Source organism: Onishia taeanensis, from assembly GCF_013349955.1.
Taxonomy (GTDB): Bacteria; Pseudomonadota; Gammaproteobacteria; order Pseudomonadales; family Halomonadaceae; genus Onishia; species Onishia taeanensis_B.
Genome location: NZ_JABVXC010000010.1, coordinates 22,720 through 40,189, shown reverse-complemented (window position 1 = coordinate 40,189; position 17,470 = coordinate 22,720). Strand labels below are relative to the sequence as shown.

Sequence of the window (17,470 nt, the reverse complement as noted above, 5' to 3'; positions counted from 1 at the left end):
GGGTGTGGGGTGACATGGGATGCGGGTCTTCGTTACTCGACGCCAAGGCGCGCGATCAGTGCCTCACGGCGCCGGATTCGCTTGATGGCGTCCTGTCCCTGGCGAGTGGCCAGCCGGGAGAGCAACATTTCGATCAACAGGAATAGCGAGCTCATCGGGTTGAAGAAGAAGGGGCCGGCAGCCGCTGCGACCAGCGTTAAGCTGCTCAGCCCCGGGATTTCGCCGCGTGGATGGTTGGTCAGGCCGATGATCGGCGTGCCCTGGTGGGCGGCGGCACGGGCATAATCCAGCGTGCTGCGGCTCTCTGGGCGAAAGGCGATGGCGACGACGCAGTCTCGCTCGTCCAAGTCCAGCACGCGTTCGACATCGACGCCTGCAGTGGAGGCAATCAGGTGGACGTCATCGCGCAGATAATCCAGGTAGTAGGCCAGGTAATGCGCGGCGGCAAAGCTCGCGCGTAATCCTACGATATGCACTCGCCGGGCGCTGATCAGTTGGACGCAGGCAGCATCCAGCGTGGCGTCATCTAGCGCTTCCACGCATGCGGTAACATTGTCGTGCTCGGCTTGGTAGATGGCCTGATCTGCAGCCATGGCGCTCGAAAGTGTGCTCTGCTTGGTATCACCGATTAGGCGTTGGGCACGGCTTGAATAGAAACTGCTGTCGGCAAGGTCTTCACGGAAAAGGGCCTGGAAGGTCTTGAAGCCGTCGAACCCCAGGGCCTTGCACAGTCGGGTGAGTGTCGAGGGGTTGACCCCATGGTCATCGGCAAGCGTTGAGATGCTGCTCAGGCTGACCTGCTGGGGCTGGGCCAGAAAACTCTCCAGCAGCGTAAGCGCCCGGGCTGAAAGCTTAGGAAGCGGCGCGCTTTGCCAGTCTTTATCGCCCCGACGCGCAGCCTCGACCAAGCGTGCCAGTGTCGCAAGGTCATGAGGAGGAAGAGCATCTTTACAGGACGAGCCTTCAGACGGTGCTGGGGGCATTGGGGATCCTCTAGCCAACGCATGGATATGTCCGTGATGGTAGAGTGAATTTGCTTTAATGCAAATATTTTTGCTTTTATGCGATTTCGAGGCTTGCCCCCTCTCTTCAACGAGATATTGCCGTGGCTAGTGGCCGGTGTCGGCGGATAGGGCCATGCCGGATGGATGCCTGGCACGAAATAATGTCGACTGCCTGACAACGTATGTTCAACTCGGTCTGAGTCGCGTCCGCTATCAAGACGGATTGCCGCGTACCCCCTCTCAGGATAAAGCCCCAGGAGCCATGTTCGCCTAATGACAGATATCAGTAGCTTATCTCCTTTGATGCTTGGCACCTTGGGTAGCCTTGTCGCCGGCCTGATGACGGCCATCGGGGCCCTGCCTGTTCTCTTCGGCAGTATTCCATCGCCCGCCAAGCGCGACTTGTCGCTGGGGTTTGCTGCGGGCGTCATGCTCTCGGCATCTTTTTTCTCGTTGATCATTCCTGCGCTGGATGCGGCTGGTGGGCGCTATGGGGACGGCATGACTCCGGCGGCCATCGTGTCCGTGGCGGTGCTTCTGGGCATTGGTGCTGTGGCATTGCTCAATGAGCTCTTGCCGCATGAGCATTTCGAGACGGGGCCAGAAGGGCCAGCGAGTGTATCCCTGCGGCGAGTCTGGTTATTCGTCATGGCGATCACGATCCATAACTTTCCGGAAGGCCTGGCGGTAGGCGTCGGTTTCGGGTCGGGCGGGCTCAGCGGTGGGATGCCGCTTGCCATCGGCATAGGAATACAGAATATGCCGGAGGGACTGGCGGTAGCCGTGGCGCTGATGGGGGAGGGCTATCGGCGGCACCAGGCATGGGGCATTGCGGCCATCACTGGCCTGGTTGAATGCTTTGGCGGACTATTAGGCGCGGGCATCACCACGCTGTCGTCATTGCTATTGCCCTGGGGGCTAGCCTTTGCGGCCGGCGCCATGCTCTATGTCATCAGTCATGAAATCATCCCCGAAACACATCGCAACGGCCACCAGAAAAAGGCGACTGCGGGCCTCTCGATCGGCTTGGTGCTGATGTTGTTCCTTGATGTTTGGCTAGGATGAGCCAGGAAGGGCAAACGGTGGTTGACCTCCGCCGGTAAAAGCTTCAAGGTGTACTCAGTTGGTTAGCAAGTAGTAGAACGTCAGTTGTAAGCGATCCCCTTTGATCGTCCTGGTGTATTTCTTTCTTGTTTACCCACTGCTCCATCGGGTAACACCCGGCAATTGTATCAACGCGCTAACAGCGCAAGGATCGTTAAAATGGCAACTGGCACAGTCAAGTGGTTCAACGACGCTAAAGGTTTCGGCTTCATCGCACCGTCCGACGGTGGCGACGACGTCTTTGCTCACTTCTCCGAGATCAAAATGGAAGGCTTCAAGTCTCTCCAAGACGGTCAGGAAGTGACCTTCGAAGTGACCCAGGGTCAGAAAGGCCTGCAGGCGTCGAACATCCAGCCGGCCTAACGCTGCTGGTCCTGGCACTGCCAGGCATTTAGAGGTTTCGAGCCTCATACAACAAGGCCCGCGCAATGCGGGCCTTGTTGCGTCTAGATCTTGAAAGTTGCGTCTAGATCTTGAAGAAAGTCAACGTCTTTACGTTGAAGGCGGCCAGGACGCACTCAAGTGGTTCTTACTCCGCCCTCGCGTGGCTTTCCTAGACCCTGGGCGAGGGCGCCTGTCGCCGCCATGCCCTGCCAGTTTGATGACAGCTAATACTAAGTATTGGCCACCGTGAGGCTGGTCCCAAGTTATTGATAAATAAGAGCTAGATTGCTTGCTGCCGCCACTGGTTTGCAAGTAGAACTCCCGCCTGCACAAAGCGCCACGATTAGATCCCTCACACTCATTTGATGATGAAAATGATGATGTGAAATTCTCATTATTTTGTAACCTAGTGAAAGCAATCTTCATTTATTGTAACTGAATGTCTTTGATGAAGGTGCTGCCCGGCAGCTGGCTGGTGGTCCGCTTGGTTGGTCCAGGGTGACATAAAAAGATAAGAATATATGGCATTTGGCCAATACTGAAAACTGATTTCAGTGGCGGTAGCGTGGTTTTATTTCGCAGGGGAGTACGAAATGGAAGAAACCTTCCATGCTGAGGAAATTCAGCAAAGGCCCGCTGGCAAGGCTTATGTTTCCATCGGCCTTTCGTTGCTATTGTCCGTTATTATCTTGGCGTCTCAAGGCTGTGCCTATGCGCCAGGAGGACATATTAGCTATGAAACCGACACACCACCGATAGATGACTTGGTCGATATCAAAGCGATCACGCCTGAGCTTGTGGCGGCCTATCGGAAAGAAATCAATGGCGATATTGCCAGCTTGGTGCCACCTGCGCTTCAGCAAGAGCTCGAAGATTATCAATATCTCGTTGGGCCAGGCGATATTCTGAGCATCATTGTTTATGATCATCCGGAGCTGACCATTCCTGCTGGCGCCGAGCGCAGCGCTGCGGAAACCGGGAATACCGTACATCCGAATGGGACAATTTTCTATCCTTATATCGGTAGCGTTAGCGTTGCAGGAAAGTCATTGGATGAAATTAGGCGGCTTGTTACCCGCAGGCTGTCAAACTACATCAATGATCCACAGGTCGAAGTCAATATCGCCGCCTACCGTTCAAAGAAGGTCTATGTGAGTGGTGCAGTCACTACACCTGGGACTTTGCCAATTACCAGTGTCCCCATGACTGTGCTGGACGCAGTGAGTCAAGTTGGTGGCGCCACCGATAATGCTAACTGGCACAGTGTGATACTTAACCGCAAGGGCGGTAAGCAGGAAGTTTCCCTGTATGCTTTGTTGCGACAGGGCGATCAGTCGCAGAATCTGTTACTGAAGGATGGAGATGTTCTCCATGTTTCGACTCTCGAGAATCAGAATGTCGCCGTACTCGGTCAGGTGCGCACGCCGGGTAACCTGGCGCTCGGGAATGAGCGGATAACATTGACAACAGCGCTGGCAAGAGCTGGTGGTGTCATTGAAACAACCGCAAAACCTTCGGGCATATTTGTGATACGCGTCCAGCCTCCTGAGAGTGGAAAGCTGGCTACCGTGTATCAGTTAGACATCAGTAATGCCACTGCATTGACGATGGGCACCCACTTTCCGCTGCAACCGAAAGATGTCGTTTATGTAACGGCCGCACCGCTGGCTCGCTGGAACAATGTAATCAGCCTACTATTGCCCACTGCCGTGCTGCCAATCACTATATCTGATGCCAACAACGGACTCCAAGACTTGTAGTCGTCAGTTAAATAGTGTGCCTGATATTTGATAGTGGTTTGGTTGCTTCTGGCTGCCAAAAGTTAATTTCTAGGCAAAATAGTTTATTTTCTATCGGTTTTCTTTGCAGGTGTCTTTGAGCGAAGATAAGCCAGGCAAAAGGCACCGTTATGACTAAGATGCAGCAGATTCCCGGTGTGCCTCATGAAAATTCAGATATAGACATTTCCCGCTTGTTAGGCATTGTGCTGGATAATAAGTGGTGGATATTGTCTGTGGCATTCTTGTTTTTTCTAGGTGGGGCTTTTTATGCATTTATGTCGACTCCAGTGTATAGGGGTGACGCACTGGTCCAGATAGAAAAGCGCTCTTCCGTCAATCCGCTTGGAGATCTCAAAACGGTCCTGGGTGAAGAAGAAAACAATGGTTCATCGGTCGAGGTTGAAATTCTTCGTTCTAGGATGGTGCTAGGACGAGTTGTTGATCAGATGAACCTTGATACCCTTGTCGTTCCACATGCTTTTCCTCTCGTTGGAGAGTATATCCAAAGGAAAAATATATCTCGCCCTGGTACTTCCTCAGTACCTGCTGTGAAGAATTTTTTAGGGCGTTATAGTGATTATCTCCCTTTTTCCAATGAGGTTGAGGCCTCAGTATGGGGAGGGGAGAGTATTAACGTTGGCCTATTTTCCGTCGTGGATGCATTGCGTGGTAGATCTTTGACATTGAAATCCTTGGGTCCGGAGAGGTATCAGCTCTTCCTTGGCGATGAGCTGCTGGGTGAAGGGGTAAGCGGACAGAAAGCAAGTTTTATGGGCGGGGAAATAGAACTGCGAGTGTCTGACATAACAGCGCCAGAGGGCGCTGAATTTACCCTTACTAAGGCGCTGAGGTCGACTGCGATCCAGGCGTTGTCTTCTAGGCTCTCCGTTGCCGAGACGGGAAGTGGTTTTGTTGGCAATGCAGGCATGCTTCGCTTGACGCTGACGGGTACGGATCGCGACGAAATACGTCGCTTGCTTGATGCTATCAGTGAAACTTTTTTGATGCAGAATGTTGAGCGACAGTCGGCACAAGTTGATCAGAGTCTGGCCTTTATTAGCGAACAGGCGCCGGATCTGCGGACTCAGTTATCCAGTGCTGAAGACAAGTTGAACGAATACCGTGTCAAGATGGATAGCGTGGACCTTGATTCAGAGTCTCAGTCCGTTATTGCCCAATTGATTGATGTTGAGAAAAAATTGAGCGAAGTCGAATTCCAAGAAGCGGAGATGGCGCAGCGGTTCACTCGAAACCACCCCGCGTACCAAGCCTTGATGCGTCAAAAAAACTTCCTGAGAAATGAAAGAGACCGTCTTAATGCGCGTGTTGAGAAGATGCCTGCTGCTCAGCAGGAAGTTGTCAGGTTGACTAGAGATGTGGAAGTCACTCAGGCGATATATGTCAATTTGCTAAATCGTTCTCAGGAGCTGAATTTGGCAAAAGCTGGAACAATCGGCAATGTCAGAATCATTGACTCTGCACAGGTCAGCCCAAGCCCGATTGCGCCGAAAAAGGGGTTGATCATCATGTCCGCCACTCTACTGGGCGCGACTTTGTCCATTGGTATTGTATTGCTCCGAGCCTTTATTAATAGAGGGGTAGAGGTTCCAGAGCAGCTGGAGAGTATCGGACTGCCAGTGTATGCGACTGTGCCGTTATCGGATGACCAACAGAAATTAGTCCGGAAAAGCAGAAGCCATTCTCGAAGTGGGCATGTGATCAAGGGTATTCTTTCCGTGGAAAGGCCGACGGATATTGCCATCGAGGCGCTAAGGGGACTGCGAACCAGTTTGCACTTTGCCATGATGGAATCAAAAAACAACTGCATCATGGTGTGTGGGCCTAGCCCTGAGGTTGGCAAGAGCTTTGTGGCGATGAATCTTGCGGCAGTTTGTTCTCAGACAGGCAGTCGAGTCTTGCTTATCGATGCCGATATGCGCAAAGGGAATATTCATAAAGCATTCGGTGAGCATTCAGCAGGCGGGCTTTCAGATTTCCTGTCAGGGAAGGTTGAATGGAATAAGGTGATTCGTGATACGAGTATTGATGGACTTTCTTATGTTTCTAGGGGGTTAGTGCCGCCCAACCCTTCAGAACTTTTGATGCAGGGCAGGTTTGGTAGCTTTCTGGCGGATGCTGGAAAGGAGTACGACCTGATTATCATTGACACGCCACCCGTTCTGGCCGTTACAGATAGTGTGATAGTGGGCAAGCAGGCTGGAACCTCTCTCATGGTGGCGCGTTATAGGCATAACCCGCCAAAAGAGATAAAGCAGGCACTGCGACGGTTTGAGACCTCTGGCGTGGAAATTCGAGGTTTTATACTCAACGCTCTGGAGGGCAGGACGAGCGCTAACTATGGTTATTATAATTATGCCTATAAATAAATATTCTGCATTGGGCGTAAAACCATAGCGACGCCACCCGTTCGTGCTCATAAATATCATTATAGAAGGTCTGGGTGGGGTTTGACCTGACGTGCATCAGGGTCATGCTATTATTTCCTGGGAAATAGTGATAATTAAAATGAATCTAAAAGGCAGTAAAGTCCTTGTTACGGGCGCGGATGGTTTTATCGGCTCCCATCTCGTAGAGGCGTTGGTAAAGCAGGGGTGTTCTGTACGAGCCTTTGTGATGTATAACTCTTTCAACTCCTGGGGATGGCTTGATCACTGTGATCCAGTTGTCCGTAATGATTTGGATATATTTTCTGGGGATATACGAGACCCTAATGGGGTTCGCCAGGCCATGAAAGGGTGTGATGTCGTTTTCCACCTTGCTGCCCTTATCGCCATTCCCTACTCCTACCACTCGCCCGATACTTACATCGATACAAATATAAAGGGCACATTGAACGTTGTGCAGGCAGCGCGGGATCTGGACGTGGCGAGGGTCGTGCATACGTCTACCAGCGAAGTGTATGGAACGGCGCGTTACGTGCCTATCGACGAAGAGCATCCTCTGCAAGGGCAGTCACCTTATTCCGCGTCGAAGATCGGGGCTGACCAACTTGCCCTGTCGTTTCAGCGTTCCTTCTCTACGCCCGTGGCGCTGATTCGTCCGTTCAATACCTATGGACCACGCCAATCCGCCAGAGCTGTGATTCCCACCATTATCACTCAGGTCGCAGCCGGCGCACGCCGACTGAGCCTCGGTGCATTGCACCCGACCCGCGATTTCAGCTTCGTCTCCGACACTGTGGCCGGTTTCATGCGCGTGGCTGAGTGCGATGCTGCCGTGGGCGAAGTGATCAATGTCGGTAGTGGCTTCGAAATTAGCATTGGGGATACCGCCGGCCTGATTGCGGAGCTGATGGGCTGTGAGATCGACATCGGCACCGATGAGCAGCGGCTGCGCCCTCAAAATAGTGAGGTGGAGCGGCTCTGGGCAAGCATTGAGAAAGCCAACCGATTGCTGGGACACCAACCCGAGCATGGAGGCTTGGATGGATTGCGTCGTGGGCTAGAAAAGACCATTACCTGGTTCACTGAAAGCGACAACCTGAGCCATTACAAAGCGCATCTCTACAACATCTAGGCGCTGACGGACAACTGCCTGAGCTCGCCGATGTTTCAATTAAGATCATTACCGATATCAAGCGCACTGCTGTTGTGCCGTTGAATAGCCAGGAGAGCCAGTGAGTGAATTTTTCGTAGTGGGGGGCGGCGGCCACGCTAGGGTGTTGATTCATGGGCTTCTGAAGTTGGGGCATAAGGTCTATGGCTATACGGCGTTGCAAGATGAAGGAAGACTGATGGGCGCTCGTTATCTTGGCACCGACTTGTCATTTCATGAACCTGTGACTCATCTATCTGCATCCGCAGTACTTGGGATGGGAAAGGTATCGGTAGAAGGGCCAAGGCTCGCGAGCTTCGAGCAATACCGTGCCCGTGGTTTTAGCTTTCCGGCTATTTATATGGTGGGCGCGACTGTGCATGACGATGTTCGTGCCGGCGCCGGGACCGTTGTGCTGGATGGCGCTGTGGTCGTCACCGGCAGCCGCCTGGGACAGGCTTGTATCGTCAATACCTGTGCCTCGGTCGACCATGACTGCGAGCTGGGTAACGACGTTCATGTTGCGCCGGGTGCCACCCTCAGCGGCGGTGTTGTGATCGGTGATCACTGCATGATCGGAGCGGGCGCCACCATTATCCACTCCGTTCGGGTATGCGCGGGGTGTTTGATAGGTGCCGGCGCTACCGTGACCCGTGACATAAGCACTCCGGGAACCTATGTCGGCGTTCCAGCCAGGAGAATCTCATGAACGTGTCACCATCCACCTTCGTGATCGCTGAGGCGGGGGTGAACCACAATGGCTCCTTGGGCATGGCCATCGAACTTGTCGAGGCTGCAAAGCAGTGCGGGGCCGATGCCGTCAAGTTCCAGACCTTCAAGGCTGACCGCTTGGTGACTCGCAATGCCGCTAAGGCCGCCTACCAGCATCAGGCCGTGCCGGGCTCGAATTCCCAGTATGCGATGTTGAAGGCCTTGGAATTGACGGATGACGATTTCCAATATCTACATTCCCACTGTTGGGACATCGGCATCGAGTTTTTATCCAGTCCCTTCGATGCCAGCAGTGCCGTCTTCCTGAACGAGCTAGGCATGCGTCTGTTCAAGGTTCCTTCTGGGGAGATCACGAATCTGCCACTCCTCAAGTGCATCGGCGGTTTCGGCAAGCCGGTCATTCTGTCGACCGGCATGTGTTACCTGGCGGAGATAGAGGTTGCGCTGAACCTATTGAAAGAGGCTGGAGCAGGCGACATCACGATCCTTCACTGCGTCACCCAATACCCGGCTCCTTATCAAGAGATCAACCTGCTGGCGATGAACACTCTAGCGAGTGCCTTTGGTGTCAGCGTGGGCTACTCCGATCATACGGCGGGTATTGAAATTCCCATCGCTGCGGTGGCCATGGGCGCCACGGTGATCGAGAAACACTTCACCCTGGATACCACTCTATCGGGCCCCGATCATGCTGCTTCACTGGCACCGGGGGATTTCCGCCAGATGGTTCAGGCCATCCGTCATGTGGAAAGCGCCCGGGGCGACGGTCGCAAGTGTCCTGCTCCCTGCGAGCGCCCTAATCTCGATGTCGTTCGCAAGAGCATCGCGGCGGAGCGCCCGATTGCCGAGGGAGAGGTCATCACCCTGGAGCACCTGGCATTGAAGCGGCCGGGGAGTGGGCTTGCGCCAAGCCAGCTCGAGATGGTGGTGGGACGCCGTACGTCTCGCTCCATCGCTGCCGATGAACTCCTAGGCTGGGGAGACCTGGTGTGAGCAATCGACGGATATGGGTCCTATCGACCACTCGTGCCGACTATGGCCTGCTTTATTGGCTGTTACGCGAGATCGACGATGACCCCGAGCTGGAGCTGATGCTGGCGGTCAGCGGGTCGCATCTGTCGACCGAATTTGGTGAGACCGTTCGCGAGATTGAGCGCGATGGTTTCCGTATTCATCGCCGTCTTGAGGTACTGCTGTCTTCCGATAGCCGCACGGCGATGGTCAAGGCGATGGGACTGACCATGCTGTCCTGTGCCGAGGCCTTGGCGGAGGATCGCCCTGATCTGCTGGTGTTATTGGGAGACCGGTTCGAGATCGTACCGGTAGCACTCGCCGCGGTGGCGCACGGTATTCCTCTGGTGCACCTACACGGTGGCGAAACCAGCCGTGGTGCCCTCGATGAGTACTTCCGTCACGCTGTCACCAAGCTTGCCAATATCCACTTTCCTGCGACCGAGGTGTATCGGCGCCGCATCATTCAGATGGGAGAGGACCCAGCATGGGTGTTCAACTACGGTGCGCCGGGCCTGGATCACCTGCATCGCAGTGAGCCGGTTAGTCGCGATGCCCTGCAAGAGCTTCTCGGCATATCCCTGGACCGGCCAACGGCCATCGCGACCTTTCATCCTGCCACCAGCGATATGACGACCGGCTGCAGGCCACAGGTAGCGAATCTGCTGGAGGCACTCGAGGCGTGTGACGACCTCCAGGTGGTTTTTTCCAAGGCCAATGCCGATACCCAAGGGCGGGATATCAATCAAGCACTGGCTCGCTGGTGTGCAGATCATCCTGACCGCAGTCGCCTTTTCGACAACCTTGGGCCACTGGTTTACCAGGGATGCCTTCGCCATCTCGACCTGATGTTGGGTAACTCCTCGAGTGGTCTGGTTGAAGCGCCGTCTTTCGGGCTTCCTGTCGTGAATATCGGGTCTCGCCAGGAAGGTCGCTTAGCCGCTGGCAACGTCATATCAGTGGACAATCGAGTCGACGAGATTCGTCGGGGCATTGACCTTGCCCTCAGCCCCGAATTCCGAGCGCAACTCATCCATCTGCAAAATCCCTATGATCGCTACGGTGATGGCTGGACCTCGCGACGGATAAAGGAAACCTTGAAGGTCGTTCCTCTTGATACCGGGGTGACCAAAAAAGGGTTTATCGATGCCGTTATGGCAGCCGGGAACGAATGAGGGGAGGTTATACGATGTTCGACTCACTTTTGATTGATGAGCATCGCAAGGTTCTTGCGGCGTTGCACCAACTGGAAGAGACCCGGCGTAAGATTCTCTACGTCACCAATGAGGAAGGCCAGTTGCGTGGGACACTGACAGATGGTGACGTGCGGCGCTGGATTCTGGGTGGTGGAGACCTTGAAGGGCAGGTCGGCGATGTGTGTAACCACATTCCCTATTCTGCACGAGAAGGCTATCGCGTCGCCGATATCGAAAGTGCCATGTCGAAGCACAAGATTACATCGGTGCCGGTGCTGGATGACGATGGTTGCATCGTCGATGTTTTATTCTGGGAAGACCTCTTTCAAAAGGAAGGAGGCATCAAGCAGCAAGAGCCCCTTGCCTTGCCGGTCGTGGTGATGGCCGGTGGGAAAGGCTCTCGGCTTGCGCCTTTCACCAGTGTATTGCCCAAGCCGCTGATTCCGGTTGGAGAAAAGACCGCAATCGAGATGATCATCGACTCATTCGTTCAGTGCGGCGTCGATGATTTTTACTTGTCGGTCAATTACAAGTCGAAGTTGATTCAGGCTTATTTCGAGGAACTCGAACCCGCCTACCGCATTAGCTATATCCATGAGGAAAAACCGCTGGGCACAGGTGGGGGCTTGCATGCACTGATCGGTCGCTTTGATGGCGACCTGATCGTGACCAATTGCGATGTCATTATCAAGGCTGATTATCATGCCTTGATGACGCATCACAGCCTGGAGAATAACGATATCACCATGGTGGTGTCACTGCGCCATTACGATATTCCTTATGGCATCTGTGACATCGTCGATAATGGCCAGCTGTGCGAGATGCGGGAAAAGCCCCATTACAATTTCCTGGTTAATACCGGACTTTATGTGCTCAAGTCCTCGGTTCTCAATCTGATTCCCGAAAACCAATTTTACCACCTCACTGATTTGATCCAGGACGTCAAAGATCGGGGCGGACGTGTCGGCGTTTACCCCATCAGCGACAAGGCCTGGTTGGATACTGGTGAATGGCAACAGTACTGCGAGACGATGGCGCAGCTACGCGCTTGACGCTTCTCCGTGACAGCCACGGCATGCCCTTTGTTTGAAGGTGAACGCAATGATTGATAGCCAACGCGTCGTGGCCATGATCCCGGCTCGCGGCGGCAGCAAGACGATCCCTGGCAAGAACCTGCGTGATCTCAATGGCAAGCCATTGATTGCCTGGACCATTGAGTTGGCCTTGAGCCTCGAGGAAGTGGATCGGGTCATTGTGTCCACCGACAGCGACGAAATTGCCGTCGTTGCACGCCAGTATGGCGCTGAGGCCGTTTCTCGTCCTGCCGAGTTGGCAACCGATACCGCCTTGGTCCTGGATGCTGTGCGTGATCTCGCGCATCGCCTTCATCAGGAAGGTGAGGACGCGGCCTATGCACTCCTATTAGAGCCAACGGCACCCCTGCGCCGCGGTGTCGATGTGCAGTCTTGCCTGCAACGCTTGCATCAAGATGGCTTGGACTCGGTGGCAACGTTCAAGCCAGCTGACCTGAACCCGCACCGGGCTTGGCGTATCCATGACGGGATGCCGGAAACCTTCGTCGAGGGCAGCGTGCCCTGGTTACCGCGACAGCAATTGCCGGAGGCCTTTCAGCTCAGCGGTGAGGTTTATGCCTTCCGCCTCGACACGCTCGCAAAAGCGACGCGGGGCATGCTGTTCGGGCGGATCGGGGCCGTGGTTGTCGATGGAAGGGCATCATTGGACATCGATAACGAACAGGATTTTCTTATCGCGGAATTCATCACCAGGGAGAGCCAGGATGAACAGATCTCTGTATGACTTACTCAATCTCGAGGGGCGCACCGCACTCATCAGTGGTGGTGCCGGTCATCTTGGACTCGCCATGGGTGAGGCGCTCGCCGAGTTAGGCGCCAACGTAGTGATTGCCAGCCGTGATGCCGAACGGTGCAAGGCGATCGCGGCTGGGTGGTGTGATCGTTGGCCAGCCGCGCAGCACCGGGGAATCGCACTCGATGTTACCGACCGGGAGTCGGTTGCTCGCTGCGTAGCGTATTTGCAGGACACTTGCGGCGGTCTGAATATCCTGGTTAACAATGCCTGGTCGGGCCGCAAGAACAGCTGGCAGAGCATCGATGAAGATGACTGGTACTACGATGTGGACATCAGTCTGAATTCAGTATTCCGGATGGTGAAACAGTGCCACCCCCTGCTAAAAGCCAGTGCTGGCAATATCATCAATATCTCGTCCATGTATGGCCATGTGGCTCCCGACTACCGGCTTTATGAAGGCACTGACCATGCCAACCCGCCCAGCTATGGCGCAGCCAAGGCCGGTGTCCTGCAATTCACTCGCTACCTGGCCAGTTTTCTCTCGCCAGATGCCATTCGTGTCAACGCCATCAGTCCGGGTGCCTTCCCGCATACCGTAACCCAGGAAAACCAGGCCTTCATGGAGCGCTTGAAGAGCAAGGCCCCCGCCGGCCGCCTAGGCGAGCCAGAGGACCTGAAGGGCGCCGTAGCGCTACTGGCAAGTGATGCCGGTGCTTACATGACGGGACAGAACCTGTGTGTCGACGGTGGCTGGGCGATCTGGTGAACCTGAGTAGCGAGGATGAGCCATTAGCTGGGAAGGCGGGAGACGCAATGAAAGTATGCCTGGTCAACGATACCTCCGATGACCCGAATTGGGGCGCTAGAGCGACCTCTTTGGCGCTTCGCGAGTTGATTTATGAAGCCGGCGGGCAGGTCGAATCGACGCTGTATCAGTACCGTATCGGTATGGCGCAGACGGAAGATATTGCTTCAGCTCGAGACGCTGAGGCTCTATTAGGGCTGGTGGAGGATGTCGCGCCGAGCTGTTGGCAAGAGTTTGAGTCTAGCGCCCACGAGGTCATGGATGGCGTCATCTTTCCGGAAATATATAGCGCTCTGGCCACCAATGACGTCGTGCTAATCAGCGGTGAAGGTTGCATCTATGACTGTACTCGGCAAAGCCGCATGATCTATTTCATCGCCTATCTGGCAAAGCGCTTTTTCGGCAAGCCAACGGCGATAGTCAATCACAGTGTCGTGATGAACGACCCGGTGTTGAGGGAAATCGCCGACCATGTCTATCCGTTATTGGATGACATCGTGTTTCGCGAGCCAGACTCGGTGCTGGCCTGTTCCAGCGGACTGGGCCGCGTAGCGTCTGATGCCGCCTATCTGTACCAGCCACAAGGGTCAGAGTGGTGGTCTCGGCTGGGGTCACCTCAGGAATCGCCGCAGGGCGAGCACGAAGGCGAGGTCTTGCGCGGTGGGGCCTTCGACCCGCAGGCCCCTTATGCCTGCATCGGTGGAGGCTCGGTGTATTTTCGTGGACTCAAGCCAGGGTTCGATGCGATACCGAGCTTCAGCAAACTATGTCGAGCGCTGCAGGCATCTGTCGGGCAGGTCATTCTTACTGCGTCGTCGGGCAAGGATCTGAGCATCATGGCGCCCGTGTCTGAACGCCTCGACCTGCCTTTGGCCGGTGTTAATTTGCCTATCCAATCGGCGGTAAATCTGATGGGCAATGCCAAGGTGTATATTGGCGCTCGCTGGCACCCCAGCATCTTTGCACATAGCGGCGGTACACCGGTCATCGCCCTGAATCGGCATACCGTCAAAATGGATGCCTTTCTCAAGCAGGCGGACATGCCGCAGCGGGGCTTCGATCCATTCGCGATCGAGGATCAGTTTGATGACCTGATGGCAGAGGTCAAGGCACACCTGCAGGCGGGAGAGGGGCTCAGAAGCCGCCTGCGCATCGGCGCGCATCGGCTCGCCGGTATGGCGCGTGAGAACGTGCGCCTGCTGACTTGAGCCCTAACCCCCTATTCAGTCTCGAAATACCCAACTCCTGCCCTTAATTTAGAGGCGTACACCCCATGGTTACGCGTGTCGGCATGCTGGGAATGAGTGATGGTAACGGCCATCCGTTTTCTTTTTCCGCGATCATTAATGGTTACTCAGACAGTGGAATGCGTCATTCCGGCTGGCCAGGCATCTATGACTATGTGCGTCGCCGCCATGGCTCGGAATTCGGCGTGGGCGATATGCGCATCACCCATGCCTGGACTCAGCATGCCGAACAAACGGCGTCGCTATGCAGGGCCGCAAGCATTGCGCATGCCATTTCGTCACCTAGCGATATGTGGGGTGAAGTGGATGCGGTGATCCTCGCTCGGGACGATCACACCTCTCACCTCCCTCTGGCCAAGCCATTTCTGGAAGCCGGTATCCCCGTATTTATCGATAAACCTCTGACACTGGATCTAGATGAGTTGCGCTGGTTCACGCCTTACCTGGAGAGCGGCTTATTGATGTCCTGTTCAGGGATGCGCTATGCAAAAGAGCTGGATGCATGCAGAGCAGGGCAGATCAATCACGGTGAGATGAGACTAGTGCGTGGAACCATTGTTAACGATTGGGAGCGTTATGGCGTGCATCTTCTGGACGCCATCCTGCCAATGATGCCATCACGCCCGATATCGGTAAGCGCCTTGCCAACAGACCATGATTCTTTGGTCGTGGTAATGGGGGACGGTGTGCAGGTCCACATAGATGCACTTGGGCAAGTGCCGGCAATATTCCGCGTAGAAATGATGGGTAGCCAGCATATCTCAAGCTTCGATGTTACCGACAATTTCTCAATGTTTCGCCGCACGCTCTGGGCTTTCTGGCGACAGATCGTCGAAGGAAAACCTGCGATTGCTGCAGTTGAGACACTCGACGTCATTCGCACATTGATCGCTGGAAAACTGGCGCTCCATAACCGAAGGGAGGTGTCACTAGATGGATTCGACAACCTTTTATGACCTATTTGATCTCAAGGGCCGCGTCGCAATCGTTACAGGTGGGCTCGGCATTCTGGGACAGCATTTCTGCCAAGCCCTGGCCGAATTTGGTGCCAATGTGGTGGTGGCCGATCTGGATGGAGTGAGTGCGCAGCACTATGCAACTGAGCTGGGACGAGGTACAGGTGTGCGTTGTATCGGTCTGCCTTGTGATGTCAGCAATGAAGCTTCGGTGGAGGCACTGGTCACTAGTACTCTGGAACACTTCGGGGCCATCGACATTCTGCACAATAATGCGGCCAGCAAGTCCGATGATCTCAGTGCCTTTTTCACGCCGGTAGAAGAATACAGTCTGGCGGAGTGGAGAAAGATCATGGCTGTCAATCTGGATGGTGTATTTCTGGTGTCGCGCAGTGTGGGGCGCCGCATGATTGAGCAGGGTAGGGGAGGAAGTATCATCCATACTGGCTCCATCTATGGCGAGTTAGGCAGCGACCCTCGCATTTATGAAGGATCCGAATACTTAGGGGTTGCCATCAACACGCCACCTGTCTACGCCGCTTCCAAGGCGGGTGTGTCCGGCCTTGCAAGGTATCTTGCTACTAACTGGGCGCCGCACGGTATTCGGGTCAACACCTTGATTCCTGGTGGAGTCCAAAGCGGTCAGAACGCGGCATTCGTGGATCGTTACTCCCAGCGAGTGCCACTGGCAAGGATGGGGCAGCCCGGTGACCTAGTGGGAGCCCTTATTTTCCTGGCTTCTGACGCTTCGCGATACGTAACTGGTCAGTGCCTGTATGTCGATGGCGGACTCAGTGCCTGGTAGCCCGCAGAATATCTCGATAACAACACAACGACTAGGTAGCGACGATCATGGCGAATAATCTCACCATCGTGATGTATCACTATGTCCGTCCCCTGAAAGAGTCCCGCTATCCAGAGATCAAGGCCCTTGAGCTCGACAATTTTCGCGGTCAGCTTGATTTCATACAGCACCACTACACAGCAGTGACTATGGAAGATGTCATCGCTGCGAGCCGGGGCGAGGCCAGGCTGCCGGAGCAAGCCATCCTGCTGACATTTGATGATGGCTACCGGGATCACTACGAGCATGTCTTGCCGGTGCTGGTAGAGCGAGGCGTGCAAGGTAGTTTCTTTCCCCCCGCTTGTGCGGTGAGGGATGGTCGAGTGTTAGACGTCAACAAGATCCACTTCACCCTTGCCAGTGGCACCAATCCACAGCGGTTGGTCGACGAGATTTTTGTCGAGATGGATGTCAACCGGAAGCAATATGGTTTGCTGGGTAATGCGGAATACTTTGAGACTTTTTCAAGAGAAAGCCGCTACGACAGTGCCGAGGTGACCTTCATCAAGCGCATCCTGCAGAAGGGACTGCCGGCGCCAATGCGTGGCCCCCTCATTGATCGCCTTTTTCGTCAATTCGTAACCCAAGATGAGCGTGATTTTGCTACCGAACTGTACATGACTGATAGCCAGCTTCGGGATTTGCTTGATGCTGGCATGTTCATTGGCAGTCACGGTGATCAACATCTGTGGCTGAACACACTTAGTGGTGAAGAACAGCTCCGTGAAGTCGAAACCAGTCTGGAATTCCTGGCTGATATTGGTGCAGCGCAACAGGAGTGGGTCATGTGTTACCCCTTCGGGGGCTATAACGAAGCTCTGCTGTCGCTATTGCGGAGAAGGGGCTGTGCACTGGGGCTGACGGTCGATGTCGGTGTGGCAGATCTGGCGATAACAGACCCTCTATGCCTGCCCAGATTGGATACGAACGACTTGCCCAGTTCGCTAGATGTCTATTCCGCTCACAGTGCGCCGGCCAGCGATGGCCATCAACTCGAGGCGTAAACTCATATGAGTCGTCG

The 17,470-nt window shown here is 54.7% G+C and carries 16 protein-coding genes; 15 read left to right on the top strand and 1 reads right to left on the bottom strand.

The window, feature by feature from the left end; all coding sequences use genetic code 11:
• Positions 1-32: 32 nt before the first annotated feature.
• Complete coding sequence (locus tag HUS66_RS12135; protein WP_175071173.1) at positions 33-983, bottom strand: MurR/RpiR family transcriptional regulator; 951 nt, start codon at positions 981-983, stop codon at positions 33-35.
• A gap of 294 nt (positions 984-1,277) precedes the next feature.
• Here HUS66_RS12135 and HUS66_RS12130 point away from each other — a divergent pair, with 294 nt between their 5' ends.
• From HUS66_RS12130 to HUS66_RS12060, 15 genes are all read left to right on the top strand, one after another.
• Positions 1,278-2,069 (top strand): ZIP family metal transporter, encoded by a 792-nt coding sequence (locus tag HUS66_RS12130; RefSeq protein WP_217488002.1) that lies wholly within the window; start codon positions 1,278-1,280, stop codon positions 2,067-2,069.
• 198 nt (positions 2,070-2,267) lie between these two features.
• On the top strand, positions 2,268-2,471 hold the full coding sequence (locus HUS66_RS12125; RefSeq protein ID WP_092523673.1) for a cold-shock protein: 204 nt from the start codon (positions 2,268-2,270) through the stop codon (positions 2,469-2,471).
• A 614-nt stretch (positions 2,472-3,085) separates the two neighbouring features.
• Entirely contained in the window at positions 3,086-4,252 is a 1,167-nt protein-coding gene (locus tag HUS66_RS12120) for a polysaccharide export protein (RefSeq protein WP_175071172.1), read from the top strand.
• Positions 4,253-4,401: 149 nt separating this feature from the next.
• Positions 4,402-6,660 carry a polysaccharide biosynthesis tyrosine autokinase gene (locus HUS66_RS12115; RefSeq protein WP_175071171.1) on the top strand — a complete coding sequence of 753 codons (2,259 nt, stop codon included), beginning with the start codon at positions 4,402-4,404 and terminating at the stop codon, positions 6,658-6,660.
• Between the two features lie 139 nt (positions 6,661-6,799).
• Complete coding sequence (locus HUS66_RS12110) at positions 6,800-7,810, top strand: NAD-dependent 4,6-dehydratase LegB (protein ID WP_175071170.1); 1,011 nt, start codon at positions 6,800-6,802, stop codon at positions 7,808-7,810.
• Positions 7,811-7,910: 100 nt separating this feature from the next.
• Positions 7,911-8,537 (top strand): NeuD/PglB/VioB family sugar acetyltransferase, encoded by a 627-nt coding sequence (locus HUS66_RS12105; protein ID WP_175071169.1) that lies wholly within the window; start codon positions 7,911-7,913, stop codon positions 8,535-8,537.
• Entirely contained in the window at positions 8,534-9,553 is a 1,020-nt protein-coding gene (neuB, locus tag HUS66_RS12100; RefSeq protein ID WP_175071168.1) for an N-acetylneuraminate synthase, read from the top strand. The genes HUS66_RS12105 and neuB overlap by 4 nt, the downstream gene beginning before the upstream one ends.
• Positions 9,550-10,746 carry a UDP-N-acetylglucosamine 2-epimerase gene (gene neuC, locus HUS66_RS12095; protein WP_175071167.1) on the top strand — a complete coding sequence of 399 codons (1,197 nt, stop codon included), beginning with the start codon at positions 9,550-9,552 and terminating at the stop codon, positions 10,744-10,746. Before neuB ends, neuC begins: the two co-directional genes overlap by 4 nt.
• 14 nt (positions 10,747-10,760) lie before the next feature.
• A complete protein-coding gene (locus HUS66_RS12090) occupies positions 10,761-11,819 on the top strand; it encodes a sugar phosphate nucleotidyltransferase (RefSeq protein ID WP_175071166.1) in 1,059 nt (352 codons plus the stop codon).
• Between the two features lie 76 nt (positions 11,820-11,895).
• Positions 11,896-12,585: a cytidylyltransferase domain-containing protein gene (locus tag HUS66_RS12085; RefSeq protein ID WP_254628810.1), complete on the top strand. Its 690-nt coding sequence runs from the start codon at positions 11,896-11,898 to the stop codon at positions 12,583-12,585.
• Complete coding sequence (locus tag HUS66_RS12080) at positions 12,566-13,363, top strand: SDR family oxidoreductase (protein WP_175071165.1); 798 nt, start codon at positions 12,566-12,568, stop codon at positions 13,361-13,363. The genes HUS66_RS12085 and HUS66_RS12080 overlap by 20 nt, the downstream gene beginning before the upstream one ends.
• A complete protein-coding gene (locus HUS66_RS12075; RefSeq protein WP_175071164.1) occupies positions 13,360-14,610 on the top strand; it encodes a polysaccharide pyruvyl transferase family protein in 1,251 nt (416 codons plus the stop codon). The genes HUS66_RS12080 and HUS66_RS12075 overlap by 4 nt, the downstream gene beginning before the upstream one ends.
• Before the next feature lie 65 nt (positions 14,611-14,675).
• A complete protein-coding gene (locus HUS66_RS12070; protein WP_175071163.1) occupies positions 14,676-15,605 on the top strand; it encodes a Gfo/Idh/MocA family protein in 930 nt (309 codons plus the stop codon).
• Positions 15,583-16,410 carry an SDR family NAD(P)-dependent oxidoreductase gene (locus HUS66_RS12065; RefSeq protein ID WP_175071162.1) on the top strand — a complete coding sequence of 276 codons (828 nt, stop codon included), beginning with the start codon at positions 15,583-15,585 and terminating at the stop codon, positions 16,408-16,410. The genes HUS66_RS12070 and HUS66_RS12065 overlap by 23 nt, the downstream gene beginning before the upstream one ends.
• 47 nt (positions 16,411-16,457) lie before the next feature.
• The gene (locus tag HUS66_RS12060) at positions 16,458-17,453 is read left to right on the top strand and encodes a polysaccharide deacetylase family protein (protein WP_175071161.1); all 996 of its coding nucleotides are present in this window, start codon (positions 16,458-16,460) and stop codon (positions 17,451-17,453) included.
• Positions 17,454-17,470 lie beyond the last annotated feature (17 nt).

Bases quoted from the DNA above. Each gene is read 5' to 3' on its own strand.
- HUS66_RS12125 (WP_092523673.1), top strand. From the start codon at position 2,268: ATGGCAACTGGCACAGTCAAGTGGTTCAACGACGCTAAAGGTTTCGGC.
- HUS66_RS12120 (WP_175071172.1), top strand. From the start codon at position 3,086: ATGGAAGAAACCTTCCATGCTGAGGAAATTCAGCAAAGGCCCGCTGGC.
- HUS66_RS12110 (WP_175071170.1), top strand. From the start codon at position 6,800: ATGAATCTAAAAGGCAGTAAAGTCCTTGTTACGGGCGCGGATGGTTTT.
- HUS66_RS12115 (WP_175071171.1), top strand. From the start codon at position 4,402: ATGACTAAGATGCAGCAGATTCCCGGTGTGCCTCATGAAAATTCAGAT.
- HUS66_RS12130 (WP_217488002.1), top strand. From the start codon at position 1,278: ATGACAGATATCAGTAGCTTATCTCCTTTGATGCTTGGCACCTTGGGT.
- HUS66_RS12080 (WP_175071165.1), top strand. From the start codon at position 12,566: ATGAACAGATCTCTGTATGACTTACTCAATCTCGAGGGGCGCACCGCA.
- HUS66_RS12135 (WP_175071173.1), bottom strand. From the start codon at position 983: ATGCCCCCAGCACCGTCTGAAGGCTCGTCCTGTAAAGATGCTCTTCCT.
- HUS66_RS12060 (WP_175071161.1), top strand. From the start codon at position 16,458: ATGGCGAATAATCTCACCATCGTGATGTATCACTATGTCCGTCCCCTG.
- HUS66_RS12090 (WP_175071166.1), top strand. From the start codon at position 10,761: ATGTTCGACTCACTTTTGATTGATGAGCATCGCAAGGTTCTTGCGGCG.
- neuB (WP_175071168.1), top strand. From the start codon at position 8,534: ATGAACGTGTCACCATCCACCTTCGTGATCGCTGAGGCGGGGGTGAAC.
- HUS66_RS12065 (WP_175071162.1), top strand. From the start codon at position 15,583: ATGGATTCGACAACCTTTTATGACCTATTTGATCTCAAGGGCCGCGTC.
- HUS66_RS12085 (WP_254628810.1), top strand. From the start codon at position 11,896: ATGATCCCGGCTCGCGGCGGCAGCAAGACGATCCCTGGCAAGAACCTG.
- HUS66_RS12070 (WP_175071163.1), top strand. From the start codon at position 14,676: ATGGTTACGCGTGTCGGCATGCTGGGAATGAGTGATGGTAACGGCCAT.